Raw genomic sequence first — 25,364 nt, forward strand, 5'->3', positions numbered from 1 at the left:
CTCGCTCCTCCCGACCGTCTCAGCCGTGTCCCCTGTCGAAGGAGTAACACGGTGAGCAGCGAGCGGTCCGACACACCAACCGACGGTCCCCGCCGACGGCGTTCCCCGCTTGCCGTCGCCTCGGTCGCGGCAGCGGTGCTGCTGGCCGGCGGCGGTGGCGCGTACGTCGCCTCGACGGCGGCCGGCAACGGCGACGCGGCCGACCGGAACGGCACGCCCGGCGCGGAGGGCAACCCGCCCCCGCTTGCCCTCGACGGTCATACGGACGGCTCGGGGCGGGGGGACATCGCCCCGGGCGAGCCCGACCCCGGCGGCGTCGTCTACCGAGCCGAGGGGGAACTGCCGGACGGACCCGACGCGGCGCCGGTCTACCGCACGCGCGGCGAGGTCGGCGAGGCGGAGGTGGCGAAGCTCGCCGGGGCCCTCGGCGTGACGGACAAGCCGCGCCTGGAGGGCGACGTCTGGAAGGCGGGCGTGGTCCGCGACTCGGCCGGGCCGGTCCTGCAGGTGAACCGGCAGGCGCCCGGGACCTGGACGTTCGTGAAGTACCAGGCGGGCGGCAGCGACGACTGTGAGCGCGGGAAGGACACCTGCGGGGGGACGACGGTTCCGCCGGAGGACTCGGGTGCCGCGGTGAGCGAGAAGGCCGCGAAGGCGGCTGCCGCTCCGGTACTCAAGGCGCTGGGGCAGGACGACGCCAAGCTGGACGCGCGGCAGCTGATGGGCGCGGTGCGTGTGGTGAACGCCAGTCCCGTCATCGGCGGGCTGCCGACGTACGGCTGGACGACCGGCGTGCAGATCGGCCCCGGCGGCGACGTGGTCGGCGGCAGCGGACAGCTGAAGAAGCCGGTGAAGGGCGACACGTATCCGGTGATCGACGCGGACGGGGCGCTCGCCGCACTGAACGAGGCCGGGGAGGGCGCGGGGCCGATCGGGATCGGCGGCTGCGCGACGCCCGTACCGGCGGAGAAGCCGGAGCAGGGTGACGTGGCCGCACCGTGCGAGCCCTCGGACGGGGCCTCGGGTGGTACCGGGAAGCCCGCGACGGTGATCGTCGAGAAGGCGGTGTTCGGGCTCGCGGCGCAGTTCGTGGACGGGCGGCAGGCGCTCGTACCGTCGTGGCTGTTCCAGGTCAAGGGCGAGAAGGGTGCGGCGGACTTCACCATCACCCATCCGGCGGTTGACCCGAAGTACCTGACGGGTCCCACTCCGGAGGCCCCCTCCACCACCCTGCCGGTGCCGCCGAAGGATTCGACGCCTCCGCCGGCGACGCGCAGCTCCCCCATCGAGTCGTACAGCGCCGACGGCCGGACGCTGACCCTGACCTTCTGGGGCTCGGTGTGCAGCGAATACTCGGCGCAGGCCACCGAGAGCGCGTCGGCGGTGACCGTGAAGCTCATCGAAGCGGAGACCGGCAAGGACCGGGTCTGCATCATGCTGGCCAAGGAGCTGACCGAGACGGTGACGCTGGACAAGCCGCTGGGCGACCGGAAGGTCGTGAACGGGGCGACCGGGGAGCCGGTGCCGCCGACACGAAAGTAGCGGCCGGCGTACCTCGCTGTGCGCCCCGCTCATCGCATACGACAGAGGCGGCGCTCCCCGTTCGGGGGGGGCGCCGCCTCGCGCAGTTCGGTGGCTTTAGCTGAACGAGTCACCGCAGGCGCAGGAGCCGGTGGCGTTCGGGTTGTCGATCGTGAAGCCCTGCTTCTCGATGGTGTCGACGAAGTCGATGGAGGCACCGCCGAGGTAAGGAGCGCTCATCCGGTCCGTGACGACCTTCACGCCGTCGAAGTCCTTCACGACATCGCCGTCAAGGGCGCGCTCGTCGAAGAACAGCTGGTAACGCAGGCCGGAGCAGCCGCCGGGCTGAACGGCGACACGCAGCGCCAGGTCCTCGCGGCCTTCCTGGTCGAGCAGGGCCTTGACCTTGGCCGCGGCGGCGTCGGACAGGAGGATGCCGTCGCTCACAGTGGTCTTCTCGTCCTGAACGGACATCTGCTTCACTCCCGGGTTGTTCGGACTGCTTGCCGTCGGCCTCAACCGACGGGGCCGCGGATTCATTCCGGGCCTTGCGCTTGCGTTTGGTTCTTCATGCTCGCACACCCGGCAGGCGTGCGGGAATGCGTCACATCGACACTATGGACATCGTCAAACTGACGTGAAGCGGTTATGATAGATAGCGTCAAATAGACGAGAAGGTCCCGTTGCAGACGAAGAAAGGGTGCGTGTCGTGACCACCGCCCCAACCCGCCCGGAGCTCGACGTCCAGCCGACGCCGCTCGCCCTGCTGCTGCTCGGCCGTGAGGCCGACCCCCGGAGCGAGCGCGGTGTCGAGTGCCCCGGCGACCTGCCCTCGCCGTCCGACCCGGACCTCGTGGAGCGCGCCCGCGCCGCCAAGGAGAAGCTCGGGGACAAGGTCTTCGTCCTCGGCCACCACTACCAGCGTGACGAGGTCATCCAGTTCGCCGACGTCACCGGTGACTCCTTCAAGCTGGCCAAGGACGCGGCCGCGAAGCCGGAGGCCGAGTACATCGTGTTCTGCGGTGTGCACTTCATGGCGGAGTCCGCGGACATCCTGACGTCCGACGACCAGAAGGTGGTCCTGCCGGACCTCGCCGCCGGCTGTTCCATGGCCGACATGGCGACCGCCGAGCAGGTGGCGGAGTGCTGGGACGTACTGACCGAGGCGGGCGTGGCGGAGGCCACCGTGCCCGTGTCGTACATGAACTCCTCCGCGGACATCAAGGCGTTCACCGGCAAGCACGGCGGGACGATCTGCACCTCGTCGAACGCGAAGCGGGCGCTGGACTGGGCCTTCGAGCAGGGCCAGAAGGTCCTCTTCCTGCCGGACCAGCACCTGGGGCGCAACACCGCGGTGCGGGACATGGGCATGTCGCTGGAGGACTGCGTCCTGTACAACCCGCACAAGCCGAACGGCGGCCTGACCGCCGAGCAGCTGCGCGACGCGAAGATGATCCTGTGGCGCGGGCACTGCTCGGTGCACGGGCGCTTCTCGCTGGACTCGGTCAACGACGTACGCGAGCGGATCCCGGGCGTCAACGTGCTGGTGCACCCCGAGTGCAAGCACGAGGTCGTGGCGGCGGCGGACTTCGTCGGCTCGACGGAGTACATCATCAAGACGCTGGAGGCGGCCCCGGCCGGTTCCAAGTGGGCGATCGGCACCGAGCTGAACCTGGTCCGCCGGGTGGCGGCCGCGCACCCGGACAAGGAGGTCGTCTTCCTCGACAAGACGGTCTGCTTCTGCTCGACGATGAACCGGATCGACCTGCCGCACCTGGTGTGGACGCTGGAGTCGCTGGCCGAGGGGAATCTGGTGAACCAGATCCAGGTCGACAAGGAGACGGAGAGCTTCGCGAAGCTGGCGCTGGAACGGATGCTGGCCCTGCCGTAGCGGGTACGGGGGGCGATCCCACCCTCCCGCCCTTCAGGTGGGGGAAGCCCCCACAGGCCCCCATCGACGCGCCCGCTACGCGGCGCGATCGCCAGACCCCAACGAAAGGGGCGCCCCTCCGGGAGGGGCGCCCCTTTCACTCGGGCTCACGCCGGGCACGACGCGCCTGCGGCGGGCGGGAGGCCGGTGAGCCGCACCGGGCGAAGCCCGGGCACGGCCGTGGCCGGGCCGCCCCCGGGCCGCAGGCCCGTGGGGACGCGGCCCGGGGGGCCGGGGGTCGGGGCCCGTCGGCAGCCGGGTCCCGTGGGGCCGTGGGAGCCGGGGGCCGGTGAGGCCGGCGGCCCGTGTGGCCGAGGGCCGTGGGGCCAAGGGCCATGCGCGGGGTGAGGCCGGGGCCCGGTGAAGCCGAAAGCCGGGGGCCAGGGCCCGGTGAAGCCGGAGACCCGGGGGCCAGGGCCCGGTGAGGCAAGAGGCCGGTGAGGCAAGAGGCCGGTCAGGCCAGAGGCCGGTGAGCGTCCTTTACTGCCTTCGGCCGCCGGTGAGGGTGGGGCTGTCGCTCACTCCACCCGTGGCCGTACCAGGCCCGATTCGTAGGCGATGACCACCAGCTGGGCCCGGTCCCGGGCGCCCAGCTTCGCCATCGCCCGGTTCACATGGGTCTTGACGGTGAGGGGGCTGACCTCCAGCCGCTGCGCGATCTCGTCGTTGGAGTGCCCGCCGGCCACCTGGACGAGAACCTCACGCTCCCGGACGGTCAGCGCGGCCAGCCGTTCCGAGTGCAGCCCCGGGCCGCCGTCGCCGTCCGGACCGCCGCCGCCACCCTGCTTCAGGAACGTGGCGATCAGCCCCTTGGTCGCCACCGGGGAGAGCAGCGCGTCACCCGCGGCGGCGATCCGGATGGCGTTGAGCAGCTCCTCCGGTTCCGCGCCCTTGCCGAGGAATCCGGAGGCGCCCGCGCGCAGCGACTGGACCACGTACTCGTCGACCTCGAAGGTCGTCAGCATCACCACGCGTACGCCCGCGAGGGACGGGTCGGCGCTGATCAGCCGGGTGGCGGCCAGGCCGTCGGTGCCCGGCATCCGGATGTCCATGAGGACGACGTCCGCGCGCTCGGAGCGCGCGAGCTCCACGGCCTCGGCGCCGTCGGACGCCTCTGCGACGACCTCCATGTCGGGTTCGGAGTCCACCAGCACCCTGAACGCACTGCGCAGCAGCGCCTGGTCGTCGGCGAGCAGCACTCTGATCGTCACTGTTCCTCCCCCGTGCGGGCCCCGACGGGCAGTATCGCCTGTACGCGGAAGCCGCCGCCGTACCGGGGGCCGGCCGAGCAGCGACCGCCGAGGGCGGTGGCGCGTTCGCGCATGCCCATCAGCCCGTGGCCGCCGCCGTTCTCCGGGTGGCCGTCGGCCGGCTCGCTGCCGGTGCCGTCGTCGAGGACGGTGACCTCGACGCAGGAACCGACCCGTACGACGCTGACCTCGGCCTTCGCTCCGGGGCCGGCGTGCTTGCGTACGTTGGTCAGCGCCTCCTGGATCACCCGGTACGCGGCCAGGTCGACGGCGGCGGGGAGCGGGCCGTCCTCGCTGACGGCCACCTCCACCGGGAGGCCCGCGTGCCGGAAGGTGTCCACGAGCTCGTCGAGGACGGCGAGTCCCGGCGCCGGTTCGGTCGGCGCCTCCGGGTCGCCGGACTGCCGCAGCAGGCCGACGGTGGCGCGCAGTTCGTTGAGTGCGGAGCGGCTGGCCTCGCGTACGTGCGCGAGCGCTTCCTTGGCCTGGTCCGGGCGCTTGTCCATGACGTGGGCGGCCACCCCGGCCTGGACGTTGACCAGGGCGATGTGGTGGGCGACGACGTCGTGGAGGTCGCGGGCGATGCGCAGCCGCTCCTCGGCCACCCGGCGGCGGGCCTCTTCCTCCCGGGTGCGCTCGGCACGCTCGGCGCGCTCGCGGATGGCATCGACGACGGCGCGCCGGCTGCGTACGGCGTCACCCGCGGCGGCGGCCATACCGGTCCACGCGAAGATGCCGAGGTTCTCCTGGCCGTACCAGGGCGCCGGGCCGGCGAGCATCGCGGCCCCGGTCAGCCCGGTCATGGTCAGCAGGCCGACGCGCCAGGTGGTGGGGCGGTCGGTGCGCGAGGCGACGGTGTAGAGGGCGACGACGGCGCACATCGCGACCGGGGCTCGCGGGTCACCGCTGACCAGCTCGATGAAGGAGACGGCGCTGGTGGCGGCGAGCACGGCCATCGGCCGACGGCGGCGGAAGATCAGCGCGGCGGCGCCGAGGACCATCAGCGCGAGGCTGAGGGCGTCGGGGGTACGGGTGCCGAAGGTCGGGCCGTGGGGTCCGCCGTGCGGGTCGGCGAACGATCCGACGATGATCGCGACGAGCACGGCGAGCGCGAGGGCGGCGTCGAGCGCGAGCGGATGTCCGCGCAGCCAGTACCGCGCGCGGTCCAGGCCCGCGCCGAAGGGGGTCGTCGTCACGGGAAGCAACGGTACGACGTCCCGCCGGGGTCCGGCCCCGGAGCCCCTTTCCCCTCCCTGCCCCCGGCCGGGGGCAGGCCCCCGGCCGGGGCGCCGGTGCGGCGGGGCGTAGCGCGCTGCCCCGCCCCCTCAGATCCGGGGGCGGGGCAGCGGGGTGTTGGAGGGGTGGGGTCAGCCGGGGATCAGGCCGTCCTCGGTGAGCATCTCGCGGACCTCTTCCAGCGTCGCTCCCGGCGCCGGCAGGATCAGGTCGGACGGCTCCAGGGTCGCGTCCGGGAGGGGGTCGCCCAGCTCTCGTACCTTGTCGAGCAGGGCGTTCAGTGTGCGCCGGAAGCCGGACTCGTCCCCGCTCTCCATCTCGGCGAGCAGCTCGTCGTCCAGCGTGTTCAGTTCGGCGAGCCGGCTGTCGGCCAGCCGCACCTGGCCCTCCCCCATGATCCGTACGATCACGACGCTCTCCTTCGACTACTGCTTGTCGAATTTGTGCTGGGTCTGCGACTGCTCCGCCGCGTCCTGCGCACCGGCGCCGCCCTCGATGGCCTGCTTCGGCGCGGAGCCGCCCGCCAGTTCGGCCTTCATCCGCTGCAGTTCCAGCTCTACATCAGTACCACCGGAGATCCGGTCCAGCTCGGCGGCGATGTCGTCCTTCGCCATGCCGGACGGGTCGTCCAGCGCACCGGAAGCCAGCAGCTCGTCGATCGCGCCGGCCCGCGCCTGCAGCTGTGCGGTCTTGTCCTCGGCCCGCTGGATCGCCAGGCCGACGTCGCCCATCTCCTCGGAGATGCCGGAGAAGGCCTCGCCGATGCGGGTCTGCGCCTGCGCGGCGGTGTACGTCGCCTTGATCGTTTCCTTCTTGGTGCGGAACGCGTCGACCTTGGCCTGGAGGCGCTGCGCGGCGAGCGTCAGCTTCTCCTCCTCGCCCTGCAGTGTCTGGTGCTGCGTCTCCAGGTCCGTGACCTGCTGCTGCAGCGCGGCCCGCCGGGACAGCGCCTCACGCGCCAGGTCCTCACGGCCCAGGGCCAGCGCCTTGCGGCCCTGGTCCTCCAGCTTGGAGGACTGCCCCTGCAGCTGGTTGAGCTGCAGTTCGAGCCGCTTGCGGGAGGTCGCCACGTCGGCGACCCCGCGGCGTACCTTCTGAAGCAGCTCCAGCTGCTTCTGGTACGAGTAGTCGAGGGTCTCGCGCGGATCCTCGGCCCGGTCCAGGGCCTTGTTGGCCTTCGCGCGGAAGATCATCCCCATACGCTTCATGACACCGCTCATGGGCTTCGCGCGCCCCCTTCTGACGGACTCCAGCTCCAGCACTCCAACAGAACCCACAGTACGGGCCCTGCCTCCATTACCGCACTGTTCGAGCGCGGATGTGCTCCTCCTCCAGGACGACTGTTGACGGGCGTTCTCAGGCGTAGGGAGTAGATGTCGATCAGGGAAACTCCCGGCCGCGTCCGCTCTGCCCCCATAACGACGCGTGACGTTGCCCGATCGTTCCCGGCAGGGGGTGGGGCTCCCCGCCCGCCACCCCGTACCCTTGGGTTTTGTGTTCCGTAGCCGTTCCAAGGAAGAGAAGGCCGCCCCCACCGTCAAGGTGACGCCGGACCTCTCCAAGCAGCCCCGTGACCCGCAGGCCCCCAAGGGCCGCCCCACGCCGAAGCGCAGCGTCGCCCAGACGCAGCGCCGCGCCGTGGTGGCCTCTACAGGCAACCGCAAGGAGGACGCCAAGCGTGCGCGCGAGCGCCGCCGTGCGGAGCTCGCCCGGCAGCGCGAGGCGCTCGCCAGTGGCGACGAGCGTTACCTGCCGGTGCGCGACAAGGGCCCGGTGCGCCGTTTCGTGCGCGACTTCGTCGACTCGCGCTTCTGCATCGCCGAGTTCTTCCTGCCGCTCGCGGTGGTGATCCTGGTCCTCAGCATGATCCGGATGCCGAACATCCAGAACATCGCGCTGCTGCTCTGGCTCGGCGTCATCATCATGATCGTCATCGACTCGATCGGCATCTGGATCCGGCTCAAGAAGCAGCTCGCCGAGCGCTTCCCGAACGAGCCGAAGCGCGGCGCCGTCGCCTACGGCCTGATGCGCACCCTCCAGATGCGCCGGCTGCGTCTGCCGAAGCCGCAGGTCAAGCGCGGAGAGCGGCCCTGAGTACAGCTGTCTCCGGCTTCGACGGCGGCTCCTCGGCGTGGCTGAAGGGCTTGGGGGGTCTTCGCAACACCGTCCGTCAGGAGCTCGTCGCCCGCCAGGTCGACGAGCAGCTCGCGGCACGCTTCCCGGTCGGGCAGCGGCTGCGGGTGCTCGACGTCGGTATGGGGCAGGGGACGCAGGCGCTGCGGCTGGCCCGGGCCGGCCACCGGGTGACCGGGCTGGAGTCCGATGCCGGGATGCTGGCGGCGGCGCGGGACGCGCTGGACGGTGAGCCGGCGGGCATCCGCGAGCGGGTGCGGCTGATCGAGGGCGACGGCCGGGACACCGGTGTGCACTTCCTGCCGGGCAGCTTCGATGTCGTGCTCTGCCACGGGGTACTGATGTACGTCCGGGAGCCGGACGCGATGCTCGCGGGCCTGGCCCGGATGCTGGCCCCCGGCGGCCTGCTGTCCCTGCTCGTACGGAACGCGGACGCGCTCGTGATGCGGCCGGGTCTGTCCGGGGACTGGCCGACGGCGCTCGCCGCGTTCGACACCGACGCGTACACCAACCGTCTGGGGCTAGAGGTCCGCGCGGACCGGCTGGACGCGCTGACCAGGACGCTGGCCGGCATCGGCGCGCCGCTGCATGCCTGGTACGGGGTGCGGGTTTTCACGGATACGGCGCCTTCCGATGCCGAGCTGCCTGCCGCGCGGGAGCTGGAGCGGCTGCTGGCCGCGGAGGACCGGGCCGGGCGCACCGACCCGTACCGCCGGGTCGCGGCGCTGATCCACCTCTGCGGAGTGCGCGGCTGAGTCCGCTGCGTCCGCCGTGCCGGCTGCGGCGGGCCCTGATCGGCCCCTCAGCACAGGACCGGAGACCCGGGCGAAAGGGATACTCCGGTCATGGATGGATCACGTAACCGGAACCGTGTCCGCCGACTGGGGCCGGCCCTCGCCGCCGGGGTCTGCGCCGTCGCTCTGCTCGGCGGCTGCTCGGACGCGGCGGCACCGCGGACTGCCCGGGCGGGCGCGGGCGAGGTGGGCGCGGGTGAGGTGGGCGCGCCGCGGAGGGCGACCAGCGAGCTCCAGGCCGACTACCAGCGGGTGATCGACGACGTACTGCCCTCGGTCGTCCAGATCGAGGCGGGGGACGGCCTGGGCTCCGGCATCGTGTACGACGACAAAGGTCATATCGTCACCAACGCCCATGTGGTCGGCCGGGAACGGGACTTCAAGGTCACCGTCTCCACCGGCAGTACCACGCTCGACGCGAAGCTGGTGGCCGCCTATCCCGAACAGGACCTCGCCGTGGTCCGGCTCGCCCGGGCACCGGAAGGGCTGAAGGCCGCCCGGTTCGGTGACTCCGCCAAGGTCGAAGTGGGGCACATCGTGCTGGCGATGGGCAGCCCGCTCGGCCTCTCCAGCAGCGTGACCCAGGGCATCGTCTCGGCGGTCGGACGCACGGTCAGCGAGACTCCGGCGGGCGGCGGGACCGGCGCCACCATCGCCGACATGGTGCAGACCTCCGCCGCCATCAATCCCGGCAACAGCGGCGGCGCGCTGGTGAACCTGGAGAGCGAGGTCATCGGCATCCCGACGCTCGGCGCGACCGACCCGGGGCTGGGTGACGTCCCGGCGCCGGGGATCGGCTTCGCCATCCCGGCCTCGACGGTGCAGCACATCGCGGACCAGATCATCAAGGACGGCAGGGTCACGGACTCGGACCGGGCGGCGCTCGGCATCAGCGGGCGTACGGTCCTGGACGACAGGTTCAGGCCCGCGGGCGTCGCCGTGGTGGACGTGGTGCGGGACGGGGCGGCGGAGCGGGCCGGCATCCGGGCGGGGGACGTGATCACCGGGCTGGACGACGCCGAGGTCACCACCATCACCTCGCTGTCCGAGGCACTGGCGGAACACAAGCCGGGCGACAAGGTACGGACGACATACGAGCGCGCGGGCAGGGAACGAACGGCCGAGGTAACACTCGGCGAGCTCTGAAGCGCGCGTCGCAGCGAAAGCCGCGGCAACCAGGCCCCCGGCGCAGGGCGCGGCGGGGGGGCGGGGCCGGGCTGCGGGTCCGGCGCAGGGCGCGCCTTCCCGCGCGGCCCGCGGGCCCGGCGACGGCCGGGGGGCCGACGCAACGGCCGAATGCACGGCGAGGCGGCCGTGGGCCGGCGCACCACAGCCAGCGCCCCGCGCGCAGACAGCGGCAGGACCCGGCCGCGCCGTCCCGCCGGGCCCGCGCGGGCCCGGCGGGGGCACACCTCGCGGCCGACGCGGTACGCCCGGGGCGGCCCGGCCGCCCCGCGCAGGCCGAGCGCGGGCCTGGCGCGGTGCGCCACGCAGCACCGCCGCCGCGGCCAATCACCCTGGCCTCGGGCTCGGCACAGGCACATCCGCGCGCTCACCGCGCGCACGGCGGGGCCCGCCGCCCCCAGGCGGGACGGCGCGGCCGTGTCCTGCTCGGCCCGCGCGGGCCCGGCGCGGCGCGCCGCGCAGCAACGCCGCCGCTGCCCAGCACTTCGCCCGGCACGCCCGCGCGCTTGCCGCGCGCAGGGCGGGGCCCGCCGCCCGCTGGGGGCGGCGGGCCCGTGTTCGGCGCCCTTGGCTCAGGCGTTTTCCGCGTGCAGGCTCATGGGGCCGTAGATCTTCGCGCCGTCCTCGAACAGGGACACCTGGTCCGCCCCGCCCTCGACGAGGTCCTTCCAGACCTCACCGATCCACGACTCCGCATCCCCCTGGGTCGTGAACTCCTCCGGCTGCACCGCCGGTTCCGTCTCCGTCCCGTCGGACTTCTCGAACCGCCACGTCCACGCCATGTCGCCTCCTGGGTCCGGCCACTTCGTCATCACAGCCTGCCCGCAGCGTAGCCGGGCGCGCACCAGCCGCGGGGACGCGGGAGGATCGTCACCGTGGAACTGACTCTCCTCGGCACCGGGGCCCCCGACGGGCTGCCGCGTCCCGACTGCCCCTGCGCGAACTGCGCGATGTCCCTCGGCGGCCGGGCGCGCGCCGCCACCGCTCTCCTCGTGGACGGCGCGCTGCTCCTCGACCTCACTCCCGGGGCCGCGCTGGCCGCCGCCCGCGCCGGGCACTCGCTCACCGGTGTACGGCATGTACTGCTCAGCCACCCGCACGGCGGGCCGGCCGTCGAGCTGCCCGTCGGGCTGCCCGCCGCCGGGCGGGTGCCCGACGGCCGGGAGCTGGCGCTGATCAGCGGACACCGGGTGCGGGCGATGGCGATGGACGCACCGGGCACCGGGTACGAAGTGACCGGGCCGGACGGGGAACGGCTGCTGTATCTCCCGCCGGGCGGCGCACCCGCCGGGGCGGAGGGCAACGGCCCGCCCACCCCGTACGACATGGTGCTCGGCGATGTCGTCGGGCGCCCGGAGGCACTCGCCCGGCTGCGCGCCGCCGGCGCCGTCGGTCCGACCACCGACGTGATCGCCGTCCACGTCGACCACGACGCGCCGCCGGGCGCCGAGTTGCAGCGCCGGCTCGCGGCCGTGGGGGCGCGGGCGGTGCCGGACGGGACGACCGTACTGGTCGGCGAGTACCACGCCGTGCCCGATCTGCCGCGCCGCACGCTGGTGCTGGGCGGGGCCCGCTCGGGCAAGTCGTTCGAGGCCGAGCGGCGGCTCGCCGCCTTCCCCGAGGTGCTGTACGTGGCGACCAGCGGCAGCCGGGACGGCGATGACGAGTGGGCCGCCCGGGTCAGCACGCATCGCGAGCGCCGGCCGGGTTCCTGGCGGACCGCCGAGACGTGCGAGCTCGTCCCGCTGCTCGCGCAGGAGGGTCCGCCCCTGCTCATCGACTGTCTGGCGCTGTGGCTCACCGACGCGATGGACCGGGCCGGGGCCTGGGACGACGCCAGATGGGCGGAGGGCGGCGAACGGGAGCTGCGGCAGCGGATGGCCGCGCTGGTCGCGGCGGTGCGCGCGACCCGTCGTACGGTCGTCGCGGTCAGCAACGAGGTGGGCTCCGGCGTCGTGCCCGCGACTGCCTCCGGCCGGCGCTTCCGCGACGAACTGGGCCGCCTCAACGCGACGGTGGCGAACGAGTGCGAGCAGGTGCTGCTGGTGGTGGCGGGTCAGGCGCTGCCGCTGCGCGGCTGAGGACGGAGCTGCGATCAGAGCCGCGCACAGAGCTGCGGACAGCGCCGCGAACAGAACCGTCGGGCGGGCCCTGACCGGCGTGGGGCTGCCGGTACTGTTCGGCAGATGAGCAGGCTGAATCTCGACGACTTCTCCGATCTGATCGAACGCCCCGACGGGGGTGTACGGCGTGACGCCGAGGAACGCCGGGAGCGGCTGGCCCTGCCGCCCGGCGCGCTCGGCCGGCTCGACGAACTGGGCGAGTGGCTGTCGGCCGCGCAGGCCTCCGTACCGGTCAGGGCCGTCGAGCGGCCCCGCGTGGTGCTCTTCGCCGGCGACCACGGGGTGGCGGACCTGGGCGTCTCGGCCCGGCCCGCCCGGGGCGCGCACGAGCTGGTGCGCGGCGTGCTCGACGGCACGAGCGCCGTCTCCGTACTGGCCCGGCGGCTCGGCGTCCCGGTGCGGATCGTGGACGCCGGCCTGGACTGCGAGCCGGACCTGCTTCCCGAGGCGGTGGTACGCCACCGGGTGCGGCGGGGCTCGGGGCGGATCGATGTCGAGGACGCGCTGACGGCCGAGGAGGCCGAAGAGGCCGTACGGCTCGGCGTGTCCATCGCGGACGAGGAGGCCGACTCGGGCACCGATCTGGTCGTCCTCGGTGATCTGAGCGTCGGTGGCACCACCGCCGCGGCCACCCTGATCGCCGCGCTCTGCGGCACGGACGCCTCCGTCGTCACCGGGCGCGGCGGCTCACCGATCGACGACCTGGCCTGGATGCGCAAGTGCGCGGCGGTCCGCGACGCGCTGCGCCGGGCGCGGCCGGTGCTGGGCGACCAGCTGGAACTGCTGGCCGCGGTGGGCGGCGCGGACCTGGCGGCGACGACGGGTTTCCTGCTGCAGTGCGCGGTGCGGCGTACTCCGGTGATCCTGGACGGAGTGGTCTCCGCGGCCTGTGCGCTGGTGGCGCAACGGGCGGCGTTCCGGGCGCCGGACTGGTGGCTGGCGGGCCAGGCGAGCGGCGAGCCGGGCCAGACGAAGGCCCTGGACCGGATGGCGCTCAACCCGCTGCTCGACCACGGCGTCAGTGTGGGCGAAGGGGCCGGGGCACTGCTGGCACTTCCCCTCGTCCAGGCGGCCGCCGCGCTGGCGGCCGAGCTGCCCGAGCGGACGGAGGGGACGGAGAGCGCGGAGGAAGGAGCGGACCGTCCGTCCGGTCCCGCTGAAGAGGAAACGGCCGACTGAGTTTCCGCGGGCGCGGCCCTGACCGGCCGCGCCCACGCTCACCCTCCCTCGCCGGCGATGCCCCCATATGATCGCTTTCCATGGGAGATGTCCGTTTGGCCACCACGGAAGCCGACGGGAACACCGTCCGGAGCACCGCCCGCTCGCGACGCAGCGCGTCGATCGCCGTCTGGTACCTGCGCGCCGTGGCGTTCATCAACTTCCTCAGCGCCGTCTGGGTCTCCCTCGGCCAGGACCTCCGGCGGCACAACACCGACGACTACTTCACCCCGTACCTGCTGACCGCGGGCTTCGCCTCGGGCGCCTTCACCCTCTTCCTGGCGATCACCATGCGCCGCCGCAAGCGCGCCGCCTGGATCTTGAACATCGTCCTCAGCGGGCTCTTCCTGGCGCTGTTCGTCCTCGCCATGCTCTACGCCGAGATCCGGCAGCACCCGCAGAACTGGATCTCACTGGCCCTGACCACCGCCTTCGTCGCCGCCCTGCTGCTCGGCAGGCGCGAGTTCTACGCGAAGGGCGACCGCTCCAACCCCAAGCTCGGCGTGGCCGTCGCGTTCTTCGGTCTGCTCCTCACCTCGCTGGTCGCCGCCCTGCTGGTCGGTCTCACCAACACCGCCGAGGACGACCACCGCGCGTCCTTCCTGGACCGCTGGCGGTACGGCGTGATGCGGCTGGTCTCGCTGGCCGCCAACGACGCGGGCTACCCCGGGATCACCGCGCCGGGCTGGGTGGACGTCACCATCAACGTCCTGTCCACCCTGCTGCTCCTCGCCGTGCTGTACGCGGCCTTCCGCTCCCGCCGCACCGTCGATCCGATCACCGAGGAGGACGAGGCGAGGCTGCGCGCGCTCCTCGACAAGCAGGGCGGGCGCGACTCGCTCGGCTACTTCGCGCTGCGCCGCGAGAAGAGCGCCGTCTGGTCGCCCACCGGCAAGGCCGCCGTCACCTACCGCGTCGTCGGCGGGGTCTCGCTCGCCTCCGGCGACCCCATCGGCGACCCCGAGGCCTGGCCCGGCGCCATCGAACCCTGGCTGGCCGAGGCCCGCGCGCACGGCTGGATCCCAGCCGTGATGGGGGCGAGCGAGGAGGCCGGCATGATCTACGCGCGGCACGGCCTGGACGCGCTGGAGCTCGGCGACGAGGCGATCGTGGAGACCGCGGACTGGGGGTCCGGGGGGACTCCCCCGGGAAAACGCAGCACCCTCGACGGGCGCGCGATGCGGACCGTGCGCCAGGCGTACAACCGGATCAAGCGCGCCGGCTACGAGGTCCGTATCCGCCGCCACGAGGACATCCCCGCCGACGAGATGGCGGAGCTGCTGCGCTGCGCCGACGACTGGCGCGACGGCGAGACCGAGCGCGGCTTCTCGATGGCGCTGGGGCGGCTCGGCGATCCGGCCGACGGGCGGTGCGTGATGCTGGAATGCACCGACGCGCAGTCCGAACGGCGGGCACTGCTGAGCTTTGTGCCGTGGGGCCCCCAGGGGCTCTCCCTCGACCTGATGCGGCGTGACCGCGACTCCGACAACGGCCTGATGGAGTTCATGGTCATCGAACTCCTCCAGCGGGCCGGAGAGATCGGGATCACTCAGGTCTCGCTCAACTTCGCGATGTTCCGGTCGGTCTTCGAACGTGGCTCGAAGCTCGGGGCGGGACCCGTCCTGAGGCTGTGGCGCTCGCTGCTCGGCTTCTTCTCCCGCTGGTGGCAGATCGAGTCGCTGTACCGCGCCAACGCCAAGTACCGGCCGATCTGGGAGCCCCGTTTCATGCTCTTCGAGAAGAGCAGCGATCTGCTGCGCATCGGACTCGCCGCGGGCCGCGCCGAGGGCTTCCTCGAAGCGCCGGGCCTCCCCAAGTGGCTGCATCGCCGGCACCTGGAGACGAAACGATGAACCGCACCGGCCCGCGACGCGACGGGCTGCGACGCAACGGGCTACGAGGCGAGGGCCTGCGCCGGGCCGGCCTGCGCGAGTGGGGCCGGCTCTACCGGACGGTCCGCGACGCGCTCACCGCGCGGAAGTGGCGGGCCGTGCCCCTCGCCCTGGTCGCGGTCTGCCTGACGGCGTCCTTCCAGTTCATACAGAACCAGTCCTGGGGCTTCCGGGCCGTCCAGAACATCGGTTCGATCCGGGCGGACGATCCACTGTGGCTCGCACTGCTGCGCACCCCGCTCTCGCTCTTCGTGCCCGCCCTCGATCTGCCCGTCTGGGGCGCGCTCGCGCAGATCCTGGTGGTGTTCGGCATCGCGGAGATCACCCTCGGCCGGTGGCGCACGCTGGCGATCGGTTACGCCGCGACGCTGGCCGGGACCCTGTACGCACGCGTGGGCATCGCCCTGGGGCCCGACGCCTTCCTCGGCCTGCCCGCCTCGGACGGGCAGGTGGTCGACACCGGGCCGTCGGCGGCGGTCGTCGGCCTCGCCGTCTTCGTCTGCTGGCGCCTGCGGGCGTATCTCACGGGCGCGCTGGTGATCGTGCTCATGATCGTGGAGGTGCTGGTCAAGAACAACCTCGCCGGAAAGGAGCACCTGGCGGCGATCGCCGCGGTGCTGGTGCTGTGCGGGATCGCCGCGGTGCGCCGCGCCCGCCGACGGCACCGTCAGGGGCAAGGTCAGGATCAGGCTCAGCGGTCCTTGGTGGTCGGCACCCGCGACCGCTCCGAGTCCGGGGTGCCGGCGATCAGGTCCTGGAACTTGCGGCGCGGAGCCGCCCAGCGCCGGTCGTGATGGAACGCGCGCAGCCCGGCGCGGGCGCGGGCGCGGGGCCGGTTGCGGTAGAAGCGCTTCGCCCACGGTGAGTCGGGCCGGGCGAGCCGGACCGCGCCGATCAGCGCGACGAACGGGACGACCGTGCCGAGGATGGCGATACGCGTCTTTCCCTTGCCCAGCGCGAGCAGCGCGAAGAAGAAGTTGAGCGCCATGTTCATCACGACCAGCCCGCGGTTCTGCCGCTCGTCGGGGGTCAGGTCATTGACGCCGAACGGCAGGAAGCCGCCGAGTACGAGCGCCACCAGAGCGGCCGTGAGCACCACGACCTCGACGCTCGTGCGCCCCTGTTCACTCCAGTAGACGTCGTCGAGATGGAGGACGAGCGCGAACTCGTCCAGCACCAGGCCCGCCCCGATGCCGAAGAGCACGGCGGAGAGGAAGGCGCCGAAACTGTTCCGGCTGCTGGCGATCGCCCCGAACCCGCCGATGACCGTCAGGATCACGCCGGGGACGACATGGTGCACGTGCAGCCCGCCCGGTGAGATGTTCTTGAACGGCCCCCTGCCCGCCCGGATCAGCCGGGTGATGGTGCGCGTCACCAGAAACGACAGGACGAACGAGAGCAGGGCGAGGAGCAGCGGGAGTTTCCCCGGCTCAAGGATGTTGCGGTACCACCAGTCACCCATACGATCTGCTCCCGGTTTGCGCGCTATGGGTAATTTACCGGCCAGGTCGCTCGCGGGCCGGGATAGCCTGCGCCGGATGACCGAGACCACTCCCCCGGCCACCGGGCCGCTCCCGCCGCCCTCGCTCGCCGACGGCATACGGTTCGCCTTCGGCACCCTCACCGCCCTCCCCGTCCGGGTCACGCGCTGGGACCGGCCCGCGGCGCGCGCCGGCATGCTGGCCGCGCCCCTCGCCGGGCTCGTCGTGGGGCTCTGCGCGGCCGCGCTCGGCGGCGTGTTGCTGCTGCTCGGGTCGGGCCCCCTGCTCGCCGCCGTCGCCACCGTGGCCGTACCGGCGGCGCTCACCCGCGGACTGCATCTGGACGGGCTGGCCGACACCGCGGACGGTCTGGGCAGCGCGAAGCCGGCGGCGGACGCGCTGCGCATCATGAAGCAGTCCGACATCGGCCCGTTCGGCGTGCTCACCCTGCTGTTCGTCCTGCTGGCGCAGGTGGCGGTGGTGTACGAGCTGTACGGCTCGGGGGGCTGGGCGCGCGGCGCCGTGGCCGTCGTCGTGGCGGGCGTCACCGCCCGGCTGGCGCTGACCCTGGCCTCGCGCGCGGGTGTCCCACCGGCCCGCCCGGAGGGGCTGGGCGCGGCGGTCGCGGGGGTGGTGTCCGTACCCGCGGCCGTGTCGGCGGCCGTGCTGGTGAGCGCCGGGTGCGCGGGCGCGGGCGCGCTGTTCGGACCGTACGGCGCGCTGCACCACGCGGTGGCGGCGGTGGCGGCACTGGTCGCGGCCCACCTCCTGCTGCGGCACTGCGTGCGCCGGTTCGGCGGGGTGACGGGGGACGTCTTCGGCGCGCTCGCGGAGACGGCGGCGACGGCGGCGCTGGTCGTGCTGGCGCTGGGCTGACGGCCGGCTGCGGCCGGGCTCCGCCCCAACTCCGTACGCATGAGGGGTGGGGGGCGGGGCACACGGTTGCTGACAACGGCGCAGCCGCCGCAGCCGAGCGGGGCACGCCACTCACCGGTAGGAGCAGACATGCTGGCATTTGTGGCGGGCGCCCTCTTCTTCATCGCGTTCATCCTGCACGCGACGGAGACGTCGACCGTGGTTCTCTTCTCGCCGATGAGCCTCATGCTCCTCGGGCTGACCGTACTGGCCGTGCACCTGGCCGGAGTGGGTGCCGGGCTGTCCACCCGGCGTGGCCGGCGCTGACCGCGGCCGCTGCGACACGCGTCAGCAGGCGCGCCGCCAGGAGCCCAGCTCGTACTTCTTCAGGATCGAGCTGAGCTTCAGGCCGCGCGCCTCGCGGCAGAACCGGGCCGTCGGGAGTTCGTACTCCGCGTGGAAGACGGCCTTCCCGGCCGCGGTGAACGGCGCCAGGGCGGCGCACTCGCCGTACTGCGCGCACTGTTCGTTGACCGCGAAGTCGAAGTCCCCCACCAGCTCCGGGATCTGGTCCAGGTCGTTCTTCAGGCCGACGGAGAGACCGCGCTCGTGCGCCAGCCGGGCGATCAGCCGGTTGTAGCGGAGCTGGTCTGCGGCGGTGAGGGGGAAGCCGGTGCGGTTGCGGTAGCCGTCCATGTTGTCCGGCTCGACCGCGTCGAAGCCCTTCTTCCGGCACATGTCGATCCGCCGGGCCATCAGCGGCCCGAGGACGTCCGTACGCCGGATGTCGAGCCAGCGCTCCCCTTCCCAGCCGTTGCCCCGCCCCAGCACCTCGTCCGGGAAGTCGTCGGCGTCCGGGCGGAACTCCTCCCAGGCGCCGGTGGAGAGATAACAGATGACCTTGCGGCCCTCGCGGTGCAGACCGGCGACAGCGGAGGCGGGGTGGTCGAAGCCGTCGATGTCGTAGACGGGGACGTCGACCGAGGTGTCCAGCTTCCCGCTCAGCTGCCACTGCCAGGCGACGCCGGGCTCGGGTTGCCAGCGGCCGCGCGAGGGCGGCGCCGGATCCTCTTTGTCCGGAGCGGGGGAGGTGCATCCGGCGAGCAGGAGCAGCAGCAGGACGAGCAGGCGTACGCGCCTCATCCGGCGCCCTCCAGGGCGTACGGGAGGGTCCCCCACGGGTGCGCGCCGCCGCCCGGGACGGCGCAGTGCACGGCGGCGCCGCGGTCGGCGGCCAGTGCGGCGGCGGGCGCGCCGGGCGGCACCGCGTACACGAGGTGACAGAAGCGTTCGGGCGGATGCGCGGCCGTCCACTGCGGGACGACGTCGGGCTCGTACGCGTCCCAGGGGCCCTCGAAGGTGACCAGTACGTCTGCGAGGTCGAGGTAGCCGGGGTGCGGGTGGACGCCGTGGTTGAGGACGACGGTCGCCGCGCCGGCGGCCCGTGCGGCGACCGTCAGCCGGCCGTAGTGCGGCAGGAGTTCGGGCTCCGCGGAGACCTGGTCGAGGAAGACCCCGTCGGTGCCGTACCAGTCGCGGTGCCGCACCAGGTCCTGGACGACGGCCGGGTGCGGGCGGCGCGCGTAGTCGGTGTCGGCGTATCCCAGGAGCCGGACTCCGGCCGACCGCAGCCGACGTGCGACGGCGGCGAACGCGGGGTCGGGCGCGGTGCCGGGGCCGCTGGCCGGGTTGAGCACGACGCCGAACAGCCGGGCGGCGGACCGGATCACGGCCTCCCAGGCTTCCGGGCGGTCGGCGGGGTGCTCGTAGAGCGGCACCAGCAGCATGGACTTCTTCCTCTTCCTCGCTATCGGTGAGCGGTCGCCCGGCCCAGCAGAACACAGACGAGCACGGCGAGCACCGCGGCCGCTGTCCCCGCCACGGTGAGCTGGACGAGGTGCGGGCTGCCGACGCCGGTCAGCAGGGCGACGGTCTGGGCGAGCGCCGCCGCCCCGCAGACCGCGGCCGCGGCGAGCACCGCGCCGAAGGACTGCAGGAGCAGCCCGGTCCACATGACCGCGCCGAGCAGCAGGAGCGTGGCGAGCCGGATGCCGCTGAGGCCGGGCGCGTCGGGCCAGAGCGCGGTGCCGGCGAGGCCGAGGGCCAGGAGGACGGCGAGGTAGCCGGTCAGGCACTCGGCGAGCGTGCCGGCCGTGGCCCGCCAGAAGGCACCGGGGGTGGTGGAGGCGCGCAGCCCGGCGAGGCTGTCGCTGCGGAAGCGGTGCAGCAGCCACTCGGCGGGCCCCATGCTGAGGGTGAGCGCGACGGCGGAGGGCGCGGCGACGGTGGCTCCGGGCCCGCCGGCGAGCACGTCGCCGAGAGCGGCGTGCAGCACGAGCACGCCGGTGCCGAGCCCGAAGAGCCCGTAGGGAAGCGAGGCAGCCAGCCGAGGCGAGGGCCGCACCCCGGAGCCCTCACGCGCGCGCCCCAGCAGGGCAAACGCCCCGCCGCGCGGGCGCCACCACGGCCGGAGCCCGGCGGGTGGCCGCGTCCAGCGCGGTATGCGGGGCTCACGCCCGGCGGGGCCGCCGTACGCAGCGGACGGCCGCGCCCAGCGCGGTGCACGGGGCTCACGCCCAGCGGGGCCGCCGGGCAGCACCCGGCGCCACCACGGCCGGGACCCGGCTTCGCCGCGTGCGGAACCTTCGGGCAGAAGCCGCCGCCAACCCGCAGCGGGCGGCCGAGCCCAGCGCGGTGCGCGGGGCTCACGCCCGGCGGGGCCACCGGGCCGGGGTCCGGCCTTGTCGGCCGTTCCTGACCGGCGCGCGGGGTCTTCGGCCGGCTGGGCCCAGCGCGGGACGCGAACTCCCCGCGCGGGCCGGGCCGCAGCCCTGCTGGCGCGCCACCGTGCCCACGCCTCGGCCAGCCGGGCCGCCGGCCGGCCCCGCTGGGGGGCCGCCGCTTCGCGGCTGTACGGGTGGGGCCTGGCCCGCGTGAGCCGTGGGCGGCGCGCAGCCGCCCAGCGCCGGCCGAGCCCGGTCAGCAGATCCCGCACCGGGAGTTCGCGGGCCGCCAGGGTCAGGGCCGCCAGGAGTGATGTCAGCAGGAGGGCCGCGCGGGCCGGGGTGGGGAGGGCGAGGACCGGGGTGGCGGCCGCCCCCGCCGCCATGGGCAACAGGGCGTACAGCAGCGCGCGTTCGCGGCCCAGAACCAGCAGAACCGTCGCCGCGCCCAGGTACAGCGACTGGCCCGCCGCGAACACCGCCGCCGAGCCGGGGCCCGGCACCGAGCACGCGACCACCGCCCCCAGCAGCGCCCCGGCCGGCGCCCCCGCGAGCAGCGCACGGCACGCCGCCTCGCGGTCGCCGAGGCCCAGCCAGGAGTACGCCCGGTGCGAGAGCGACTGGTTCCACACCCACCCGACCAGCGCACCGGCCAGCAGCGTGACCGTCCCGGCGGGCAGCCCGAGCCGGTCCGGCGGGCCCGCCAGCAGCGGCGCGCCCAGGACGTACGCCAGTCCCGGCAGCGCGAAGACGAGTCCGCGCAGCAGACAGCCGAGCAGGCTGGCGCTCCAAGGATCGACGGCGGGTCCGGGCGGCTCGGGGAAGCGGCGCGGGACCCGCGCGTACAGCTCCTCGGCGAGGGCGAAGGAGTCCTCGCGGCCGTAGGTCAGCCTGATGTGGTCGTCCGTCATCCCGTCGGACTCCAGGATCGCGGCGATCTCGTCCGGGTGCACGGCGGCGGCGATCAAACCGTCGAGCCGCCCGGCGAGTTCGTCCAGCGGATCGGCCGCGGCCCAGCTGGGACGCTGCCTCGGGATGAGCGGCAGGGTGTCCGCCCGGTCGCCGGGCGTGAGCCAGAGCGGGCCGCTCACCAGAGGGACCCTCCCGCCGCCAGCTCACGGTGCCAGGGGTCCGTGAGCTGCACGGTCCAGTCCGCGCCGGCGGCGTCACCGACGGCCTCGCCGACGGCGTACGCGGGCTCGAAGCCCGGCTCGTACGCGGGCTCCGGGAAGCCCGCCAGCTCACGGTAGATCCGCCGGAAGCCGTCCACCGAGCGGCGCAGCGTGAACTGCTCCACCACCCGCTGCCGCGACAACCGGCCCAGCTCGGCCCGTCGTTCGTCGTCGTTCAGCAGCGCCAGCGTGGCCTGTGCCATGAGCGCGGGCTCGCGCGGGGGCACGACCAGACCGGTGTCGCCGACGGCTTCCCTGACCCCTCCCACATCGGTCGACACGGTGGTCCGGCCGCAGGACATGGCCTCGATGATGCTGAACGGGAAGCCCTCGCTGATGCTGGAGAGCATCACCACGCTGCCCGCCGCGTACGCGCGGGCAACATCACTGACCCGGCCCTCGTAGCTGATGCCGTCGGTGACCCCGAGCTCGGCGGCGAGCTTTTCGAGCCGGGTCCGGTAGTCCTCGCCTCCCGCCGGGACCCCGCCGAAGAGGCGCAGCCGCAGTTCCGGGAGTTCGGCGCGCATCAGCGCGTACGCCCGGATGAGCGTCTCCAGGTCCTTGATGGGGTCGATCCGGCCCGCCCAGCTGAGCGTGGGAACCTCCGGCTCCGCGCCGGCGTCCGGAAAGAGCTGCGGGTCGACGCCGTTGTAGACGGTCCGGATCTTGTGGGCGGGGGCGCCGCCCCGCTCCTCCCAGCGCCGGTTGTACTGGTTGCAGGGCGTGATCAGGTCGGCCCGCCGGTAGCCCTCGGAGTTCAGCTCCCGGTAGAAGCTCAGCATCAGCGCCTTGACCGGCCAGCGCTGCGCCTCGCTGCGGTAGCCGAGGTAGCGCTCGCGCAGGTAGATGCCGTGCTCGGTGAGGAGGAACGGGACGCCGTCCAGCTGTTGCGCGGCGAGCGCGGGCAGGGTCGCGAGCCCGCTGCTGACCGCGTGCGCCACGCTGTCGCCGGGGATCCGGACGGCCAGCGGGCGCAGCGCGTGTTCCAGCAGGTCGGTGGCGGTGAGTGCGTCGTGGACGGTGGGCCGGGCCGCGGCTGTCGCCAGGTGCGGCATGGTCCAGATCCACATCAGCGAGCGCAGGACGGATTCCGAGCGCAGCGCCGCCGACAGCCGCCCCTCGCGGGCCAGTTCGGCCAGCGCGTACAGGGCGGAGGAGAAGTCGCAGCCCGACTCCGGGTCGAGCAGGGACAGCAGAAACCTTTCGTACGTGTCGATGAAGCGCCGGCGTTCGCGGCCGAACATCGGACGCCGCACCGACCGGGGCGGGGGCGGCCCCCAGAGGGGGACCGCCGTGTGCCGGTAGACATTGCGCGGCAGCTCCCAGGTGACCGGCTCGCGGCCGCTGCCGGTGAGGGCGACGACATTGAAGTCGACCTCGGGCATGCCGCGCACGAGCTGGTCGCACCAGGTGCTGACGCCCCCGTGGACGTGCGGATACGTTCCTTCGGTGAGCATGGTCACGTGACGCCCATGGCTCATTCGGTGTCCCCCCAGGACGTGATCGGCTCTGCTGGTCGAGCTGGTCGAGCTGGTCGAGCTGGTCAGGCTGGTTTCGAACTGGTCATGCCGGTCGAGTTGGTCAGGCCGGCCCGGCCGGTGCGGATCAGGCGGGCAGCCTCAGCGTGACCGCCGACTGGAGCGTCTCGGGCGCGGTCCATGCCGAGCGCTGCCCGGCGTACGCGGTGCCGAACACGCTCGTCCCCAGGAACAGTTGCTTCCGCGTTCCCTCCGGCACGGTGACCGGCGCGGTGACCCCGGCCGGCGCCTTGACGGTGACCGTGGTGCCGATCCGGTAGGCGGTCACCCTGCCGTCCGCGAGCGCCCTGCTCCACGCGGCGCGGCGGTTCAGCTCGGTGCCGGCGTCGCGCTGGCGCGGGTTGACGACCGGCACGTTGTCGGCGAACAGTCCGCGGTAGTCGGCCAGGACCTTGTCGAGGACGGGGTAGAGGATGCGCTCCTCGGCCAGGTTGGACTGGTGCACGTAGTGCGGGCGCGGGTCGTTGCCGATCACGTGACCGAGAGCGATCCGGGCCTCCTGCGGCACGATGTACGTCGCGTATCCGGTGGTCTCGTCGAGCGGCTCGTCCAGGCAGGTGGAGGCCGGGTTGGTCGCGCAGACGCCGCTGCCTCCGTCCTCCTTGCTCGCGTAGATCCAGTTGTACTCGTCGGTCATCTCGGCGGCGGTGCCCACGTTGTAGTACACGTTCATCGGGTGGCGGGGCACGGTGAGCGCGCTGCCGGCCGCCCGCTGCTGCGGCTCGCGCGAGTTGTCGCTCGCCGTCCACCGGACCCCGTTGTCGGCGAGCGCCGGCGCGAGGTTGGGGTTGTCCACGGGCTGCTGCGGAAGCGTCTTGAGGCCGGAGTGCTCGCCGGTGACCAGCTCGGACCGGTCCACCGCGAGGCCCTTGCCGACGGCCCAGTTGTGGTTGTCACGGATCTGCGCGGAGATCTCGGCGCGGCTCATCCACCGGGTGTTGCCCGCCGCGTCCTTCGCGCACTGCCAGGGCACGGTGGAGGTGTCCTGCACACAGCCGAGGAAGGGGTGGGTGTAGGTGTGGTTGATCCAGCGGTACTTCGCCCGGTCGGCCAGCAGCTGCGCGGTCAGCGCGTCGGTGCCGCCGTGCTCGGCCTTCCACTCCTCGCCGGAGCCCGCGTTGTAGACCATGTCGAGGGTGAAGCCGCTGGACTGCTGCCACTGCGCCGCGTACTGCGCGTCGGCGGCGGTCATCCGGATCGGCGCGGTGCCCTCCCCCTCGCCGTCGCCGCAGTCGAAGTCACCGGGCGTGCAGTTGAGCTCCGTGTCCCAGCGGGCGTCCGGCGCGAAGACGTCGTCGACGTGTACGGAGAAGTAGTTGCGGCTCTGGCCGAGGTGGACGCCCTGGGTGAGCCATTCGACGATGCCGCGGGCCAGCAGCCGGAACTGGCGCTGGTACTGGTTGTAGCCGAAGGTCACGACGAGTTCGCGGCGGCCGTCGTGGGCGTACTCGCCCAGCAGGCTGCCCCGCCCGGTGCCGCCGGTGACGGGGGCGTCGAGGTAGCTGGTGAAACCTTCCCTCGGCCGCGCGATGTAGCCGTAGCTCTCGGGGATGAGCCCTGAGTTGTCCTCGAAGGTCACTCCGCCGTCGAGGTAGCCGAACGGGCCGGACCTGCCGGCCGGGGTCAGCGCGGCCTCGGCGCCGTCCAGGGTTCCGGAGTAGCCCCCGCTGTCGGTGTAGTCCAGCCCGACGCCCGGGTGCGCCCAGGTGTACGCGTCGACCTGCCGGATCCCGTACGTCTTCTCGTACGCCACCAGGGCGGCCATCTCCGCGGAGCCCGCGCCGAACGGGTCCTCGTTCGGCAGGACCACGCCCTGGTACTTGGCGCGCGGCCGGCCGTCCACGGTGTCGCTGAGGAACGCGGTGTCGATGACCGGCCGGCCGGACTCGCCCAACTCGATCTCGGTGTACGGGACTCCGGTGTTCTTCAGCTCGGCGGTCACGGCCTCGACCGCGCTGCCGCCGTCGTCGACGACCAGGACCTTCAGGTCGATGCGCGGCGTGGGCGCTGCCACGGCGCCCGACGCCGGCAGGACCGCCAACACCAGAGCTGCCGCCACGCACGCGACGGCAGCTCTGCTCATACGGATGCTCTGAACCATCTGCGAACTTCCCCCCTGCCAGACCTCCATGGACGGCCCAGGAAGGATCTGTGGAAATCATGCAAAGAAACCCCGCGTTCCCTTGCGAGAGTGGCTTGAGTGTGGCGGACCTCTCACTGGTGTAGGCGGCAAACCTGGAACAGAGACCACAGACGGGTGAACCACTTCCGCTGGCGCTCGAACAATTTGTCAAACATCCGAGAGCCGTGCGG

The 25,364-nt window shown here is 73.1% G+C and carries 23 protein-coding genes; 11 read left to right on the plus strand and 12 right to left on the minus strand.

Annotated features, from left to right (window positions below):
* The first annotated feature begins 51 nt into the window (after positions 1 to 51).
* Positions 52 to 1,542, plus strand: a complete 1,491-nt coding sequence (locus tag ACWV17_RS26880; RefSeq protein WP_455361703.1) for a hypothetical protein — start codon at positions 52 to 54, stop codon at positions 1,540 to 1,542.
* 96 nt (positions 1,543 to 1,638) lie between these two features.
* On the opposite strand, the gene erpA is transcribed toward ACWV17_RS26880, so the two are convergent.
* The gene (gene erpA, locus ACWV17_RS26885) at positions 1,639 to 1,995 is read right to left on the minus strand and encodes an iron-sulfur cluster insertion protein ErpA (RefSeq protein ID WP_455355480.1); all 357 of its coding nucleotides are present in this window, start codon (positions 1,993 to 1,995) and stop codon (positions 1,639 to 1,641) included.
* Between the two features lie 226 nt (positions 1,996 to 2,221).
* Between erpA and nadA the strand changes: the two genes are divergently transcribed.
* Positions 2,222 to 3,412: a quinolinate synthase NadA gene (nadA, locus tag ACWV17_RS26890; protein WP_455361704.1), complete on the plus strand. Its 1,191-nt coding sequence runs from the start codon at positions 2,222 to 2,224 to the stop codon at positions 3,410 to 3,412.
* A 557-nt stretch (positions 3,413 to 3,969) separates the two neighbouring features.
* On the opposite strand, the gene ACWV17_RS26895 is transcribed toward nadA, so the two are convergent.
* From ACWV17_RS26895 to ACWV17_RS26910, 4 genes are all read right to left on the minus strand, one after another.
* Positions 3,970 to 4,662 (minus strand): response regulator, encoded by a 693-nt coding sequence (locus ACWV17_RS26895; protein WP_455355478.1) that lies wholly within the window; start codon positions 4,660 to 4,662, stop codon positions 3,970 to 3,972.
* Positions 4,659 to 5,906: a sensor histidine kinase gene (locus ACWV17_RS26900; protein WP_455361705.1), complete on the minus strand. Its 1,248-nt coding sequence runs from the start codon at positions 5,904 to 5,906 to the stop codon at positions 4,659 to 4,661. Before ACWV17_RS26900 ends, ACWV17_RS26895 begins: the two co-directional genes overlap by 4 nt.
* A gap of 162 nt (positions 5,907 to 6,068) precedes the next feature.
* Positions 6,069 to 6,347, minus strand: a complete 279-nt coding sequence (gene pspAA / locus ACWV17_RS26905; RefSeq protein WP_455361706.1) for a PspA-associated protein PspAA — start codon at positions 6,345 to 6,347, stop codon at positions 6,069 to 6,071.
* 15 nt (positions 6,348 to 6,362) lie between these two features.
* A complete protein-coding gene (locus ACWV17_RS26910) occupies positions 6,363 to 7,145 on the minus strand; it encodes a PspA/IM30 family protein (protein ID WP_455355475.1) in 783 nt (260 codons plus the stop codon).
* A 286-nt stretch (positions 7,146 to 7,431) separates the two neighbouring features.
* Between ACWV17_RS26910 and ACWV17_RS26915 the strand changes: the two genes are divergently transcribed.
* From ACWV17_RS26915 to ACWV17_RS26925, 3 genes are all read left to right on the plus strand, one after another.
* A complete protein-coding gene (locus ACWV17_RS26915) occupies positions 7,432 to 8,031 on the plus strand; it encodes a DUF3043 domain-containing protein (protein ID WP_455355474.1) in 600 nt (199 codons plus the stop codon).
* 50 nt (positions 8,032 to 8,081) lie between these two features.
* A complete protein-coding gene (locus ACWV17_RS26920) occupies positions 8,082 to 8,825 on the plus strand; it encodes a class I SAM-dependent methyltransferase (RefSeq protein ID WP_455361707.1) in 744 nt (247 codons plus the stop codon).
* A 90-nt stretch (positions 8,826 to 8,915) separates the two neighbouring features.
* Positions 8,916 to 10,010: a S1C family serine protease gene (locus ACWV17_RS26925; protein WP_455361708.1), complete on the plus strand. Its 1,095-nt coding sequence runs from the start codon at positions 8,916 to 8,918 to the stop codon at positions 10,008 to 10,010.
* Between the two features lie 611 nt (positions 10,011 to 10,621).
* Here the strand turns inward: ACWV17_RS26925 and ACWV17_RS26930 are convergent.
* Positions 10,622 to 10,831, minus strand: a complete 210-nt coding sequence (locus ACWV17_RS26930; protein ID WP_455355471.1) for a hypothetical protein — start codon at positions 10,829 to 10,831, stop codon at positions 10,622 to 10,624.
* Positions 10,832 to 10,924: 93 nt separating this feature from the next.
* Here ACWV17_RS26930 and ACWV17_RS26935 point away from each other — a divergent pair, with 93 nt between their 5' ends.
* The 4 genes from ACWV17_RS26935 (at position 10,925) to ACWV17_RS26950 (ending at position 16,076) form a co-directional block, all read left to right on the plus strand.
* The gene (locus ACWV17_RS26935; protein ID WP_455361709.1) at positions 10,925 to 12,130 is read left to right on the plus strand and encodes a bifunctional adenosylcobinamide kinase/adenosylcobinamide-phosphate guanylyltransferase; all 1,206 of its coding nucleotides are present in this window, start codon (positions 10,925 to 10,927) and stop codon (positions 12,128 to 12,130) included.
* A gap of 114 nt (positions 12,131 to 12,244) precedes the next feature.
* Positions 12,245 to 13,351, plus strand: coding sequence for a nicotinate-nucleotide--dimethylbenzimidazole phosphoribosyltransferase (cobT, locus tag ACWV17_RS26940; protein WP_455361733.1), 1,107 nt, complete (start codon positions 12,245 to 12,247; stop codon positions 13,349 to 13,351).
* A gap of 80 nt (positions 13,352 to 13,431) precedes the next feature.
* Positions 13,432 to 15,243, plus strand: coding sequence for a phosphatidylglycerol lysyltransferase domain-containing protein (locus ACWV17_RS26945; RefSeq protein ID WP_455361710.1), 1,812 nt, complete (start codon positions 13,432 to 13,434; stop codon positions 15,241 to 15,243).
* Positions 15,240 to 16,076, plus strand: a complete 837-nt coding sequence (locus tag ACWV17_RS26950; protein ID WP_455361711.1) for a hypothetical protein — start codon at positions 15,240 to 15,242, stop codon at positions 16,074 to 16,076. Before ACWV17_RS26945 ends, ACWV17_RS26950 begins: the two co-directional genes overlap by 4 nt.
* Here ACWV17_RS26950 and ACWV17_RS26955 read toward each other — a convergent pair.
* Positions 15,974 to 16,744, minus strand: coding sequence for a hypothetical protein (locus ACWV17_RS26955; RefSeq protein WP_455361712.1), 771 nt, complete (start codon positions 16,742 to 16,744; stop codon positions 15,974 to 15,976). The two genes, ACWV17_RS26950 and ACWV17_RS26955, sit on opposite strands and share 103 nt — an antisense overlap.
* Before the next feature lie 76 nt (positions 16,745 to 16,820).
* Between ACWV17_RS26955 and ACWV17_RS26960 the strand changes: the two genes are divergently transcribed.
* Positions 16,821 to 17,639 (plus strand): adenosylcobinamide-GDP ribazoletransferase, encoded by an 819-nt coding sequence (locus tag ACWV17_RS26960; RefSeq protein WP_455361713.1) that lies wholly within the window; start codon positions 16,821 to 16,823, stop codon positions 17,637 to 17,639.
* Positions 17,640 to 17,768: 129 nt separating this feature from the next.
* The gene (locus tag ACWV17_RS26965; RefSeq protein WP_455355465.1) at positions 17,769 to 17,945 is read left to right on the plus strand and encodes a hypothetical protein; all 177 of its coding nucleotides are present in this window, start codon (positions 17,769 to 17,771) and stop codon (positions 17,943 to 17,945) included.
* Positions 17,946 to 17,966: 21 nt separating this feature from the next.
* Here the strand turns inward: ACWV17_RS26965 and ACWV17_RS26970 are convergent, their stop codons facing one another.
* From ACWV17_RS26970 to ACWV17_RS26990, 5 genes are all read right to left on the minus strand, one after another.
* On the minus strand, positions 17,967 to 18,761 hold the full coding sequence (locus ACWV17_RS26970) for an endo alpha-1,4 polygalactosaminidase (protein WP_455361714.1): 795 nt from the start codon (positions 18,759 to 18,761) through the stop codon (positions 17,967 to 17,969).
* On the minus strand, positions 18,758 to 19,405 hold the full coding sequence (locus ACWV17_RS26975; RefSeq protein WP_455361715.1) for a spherulation-specific family 4 protein: 648 nt from the start codon (positions 19,403 to 19,405) through the stop codon (positions 18,758 to 18,760). The genes ACWV17_RS26970 and ACWV17_RS26975 overlap by 4 nt, the downstream gene beginning before the upstream one ends.
* A gap of 20 nt (positions 19,406 to 19,425) precedes the next feature.
* The gene (locus ACWV17_RS26980) at positions 19,426 to 21,432 is read right to left on the minus strand and encodes a hypothetical protein (RefSeq protein ID WP_455361716.1); all 2,007 of its coding nucleotides are present in this window, start codon (positions 21,430 to 21,432) and stop codon (positions 19,426 to 19,428) included.
* On the minus strand, positions 21,429 to 22,994 hold the full coding sequence (pelF, locus tag ACWV17_RS26985) for a GT4 family glycosyltransferase PelF (RefSeq protein ID WP_455355461.1): 1,566 nt from the start codon (positions 22,992 to 22,994) through the stop codon (positions 21,429 to 21,431). The genes ACWV17_RS26980 and pelF overlap by 4 nt, the downstream gene beginning before the upstream one ends.
* 124 nt (positions 22,995 to 23,118) lie before the next feature.
* Positions 23,119 to 25,134, minus strand: a complete 2,016-nt coding sequence (locus tag ACWV17_RS26990; RefSeq protein ID WP_455361717.1) for a hypothetical protein — start codon at positions 25,132 to 25,134, stop codon at positions 23,119 to 23,121.
* Positions 25,135 to 25,364 lie beyond the last annotated feature (230 nt).

The organism is Streptomyces mabaensis (assembly GCF_053763515.1).

What these genes read in the sequence shown, in the direction of transcription:
- ACWV17_RS26975 (WP_455361715.1), bottom strand. Translation starts at nt 19,405, where the DNA reads ATGCTGCTGGTGCCGCTCTACGAGCACCCCGCCGACCGCCCGGAAGCC.
- ACWV17_RS26955 (WP_455361712.1), bottom strand. Translation starts at nt 16,744, where the DNA reads ATGGGTGACTGGTGGTACCGCAACATCCTTGAGCCGGGGAAACTCCCG.
- erpA (WP_455355480.1), bottom strand. Translation starts at nt 1,995, where the DNA reads ATGTCCGTTCAGGACGAGAAGACCACTGTGAGCGACGGCATCCTCCTG.
- pelF (WP_455355461.1), bottom strand. Translation starts at nt 22,994, where the DNA reads ATGAGCCATGGGCGTCACGTGACCATGCTCACCGAAGGAACGTATCCG.
- ACWV17_RS26930 (WP_455355471.1), bottom strand. Translation starts at nt 10,831, where the DNA reads ATGGCGTGGACGTGGCGGTTCGAGAAGTCCGACGGGACGGAGACGGAA.
- ACWV17_RS26960 (WP_455361713.1), top strand. Translation starts at nt 16,821, where the DNA reads ATGACCGAGACCACTCCCCCGGCCACCGGGCCGCTCCCGCCGCCCTCG.
- ACWV17_RS26965 (WP_455355465.1), top strand. Translation starts at nt 17,769, where the DNA reads ATGCTGGCATTTGTGGCGGGCGCCCTCTTCTTCATCGCGTTCATCCTG.
- ACWV17_RS26990 (WP_455361717.1), bottom strand. Translation starts at nt 25,134, where the DNA reads ATGAGCAGAGCTGCCGTCGCGTGCGTGGCGGCAGCTCTGGTGTTGGCG.
- ACWV17_RS26945 (WP_455361710.1), top strand. Translation starts at nt 13,432, where the DNA reads ATGGGAGATGTCCGTTTGGCCACCACGGAAGCCGACGGGAACACCGTC.
- ACWV17_RS26910 (WP_455355475.1), bottom strand. Translation starts at nt 7,145, where the DNA reads ATGAAGCGTATGGGGATGATCTTCCGCGCGAAGGCCAACAAGGCCCTG.
- ACWV17_RS26970 (WP_455361714.1), bottom strand. Translation starts at nt 18,761, where the DNA reads ATGAGGCGCGTACGCCTGCTCGTCCTGCTGCTGCTCCTGCTCGCCGGA.
- ACWV17_RS26950 (WP_455361711.1), top strand. Translation starts at nt 15,240, where the DNA reads ATGAACCGCACCGGCCCGCGACGCGACGGGCTGCGACGCAACGGGCTA.
- ACWV17_RS26925 (WP_455361708.1), top strand. Translation starts at nt 8,916, where the DNA reads ATGGATGGATCACGTAACCGGAACCGTGTCCGCCGACTGGGGCCGGCC.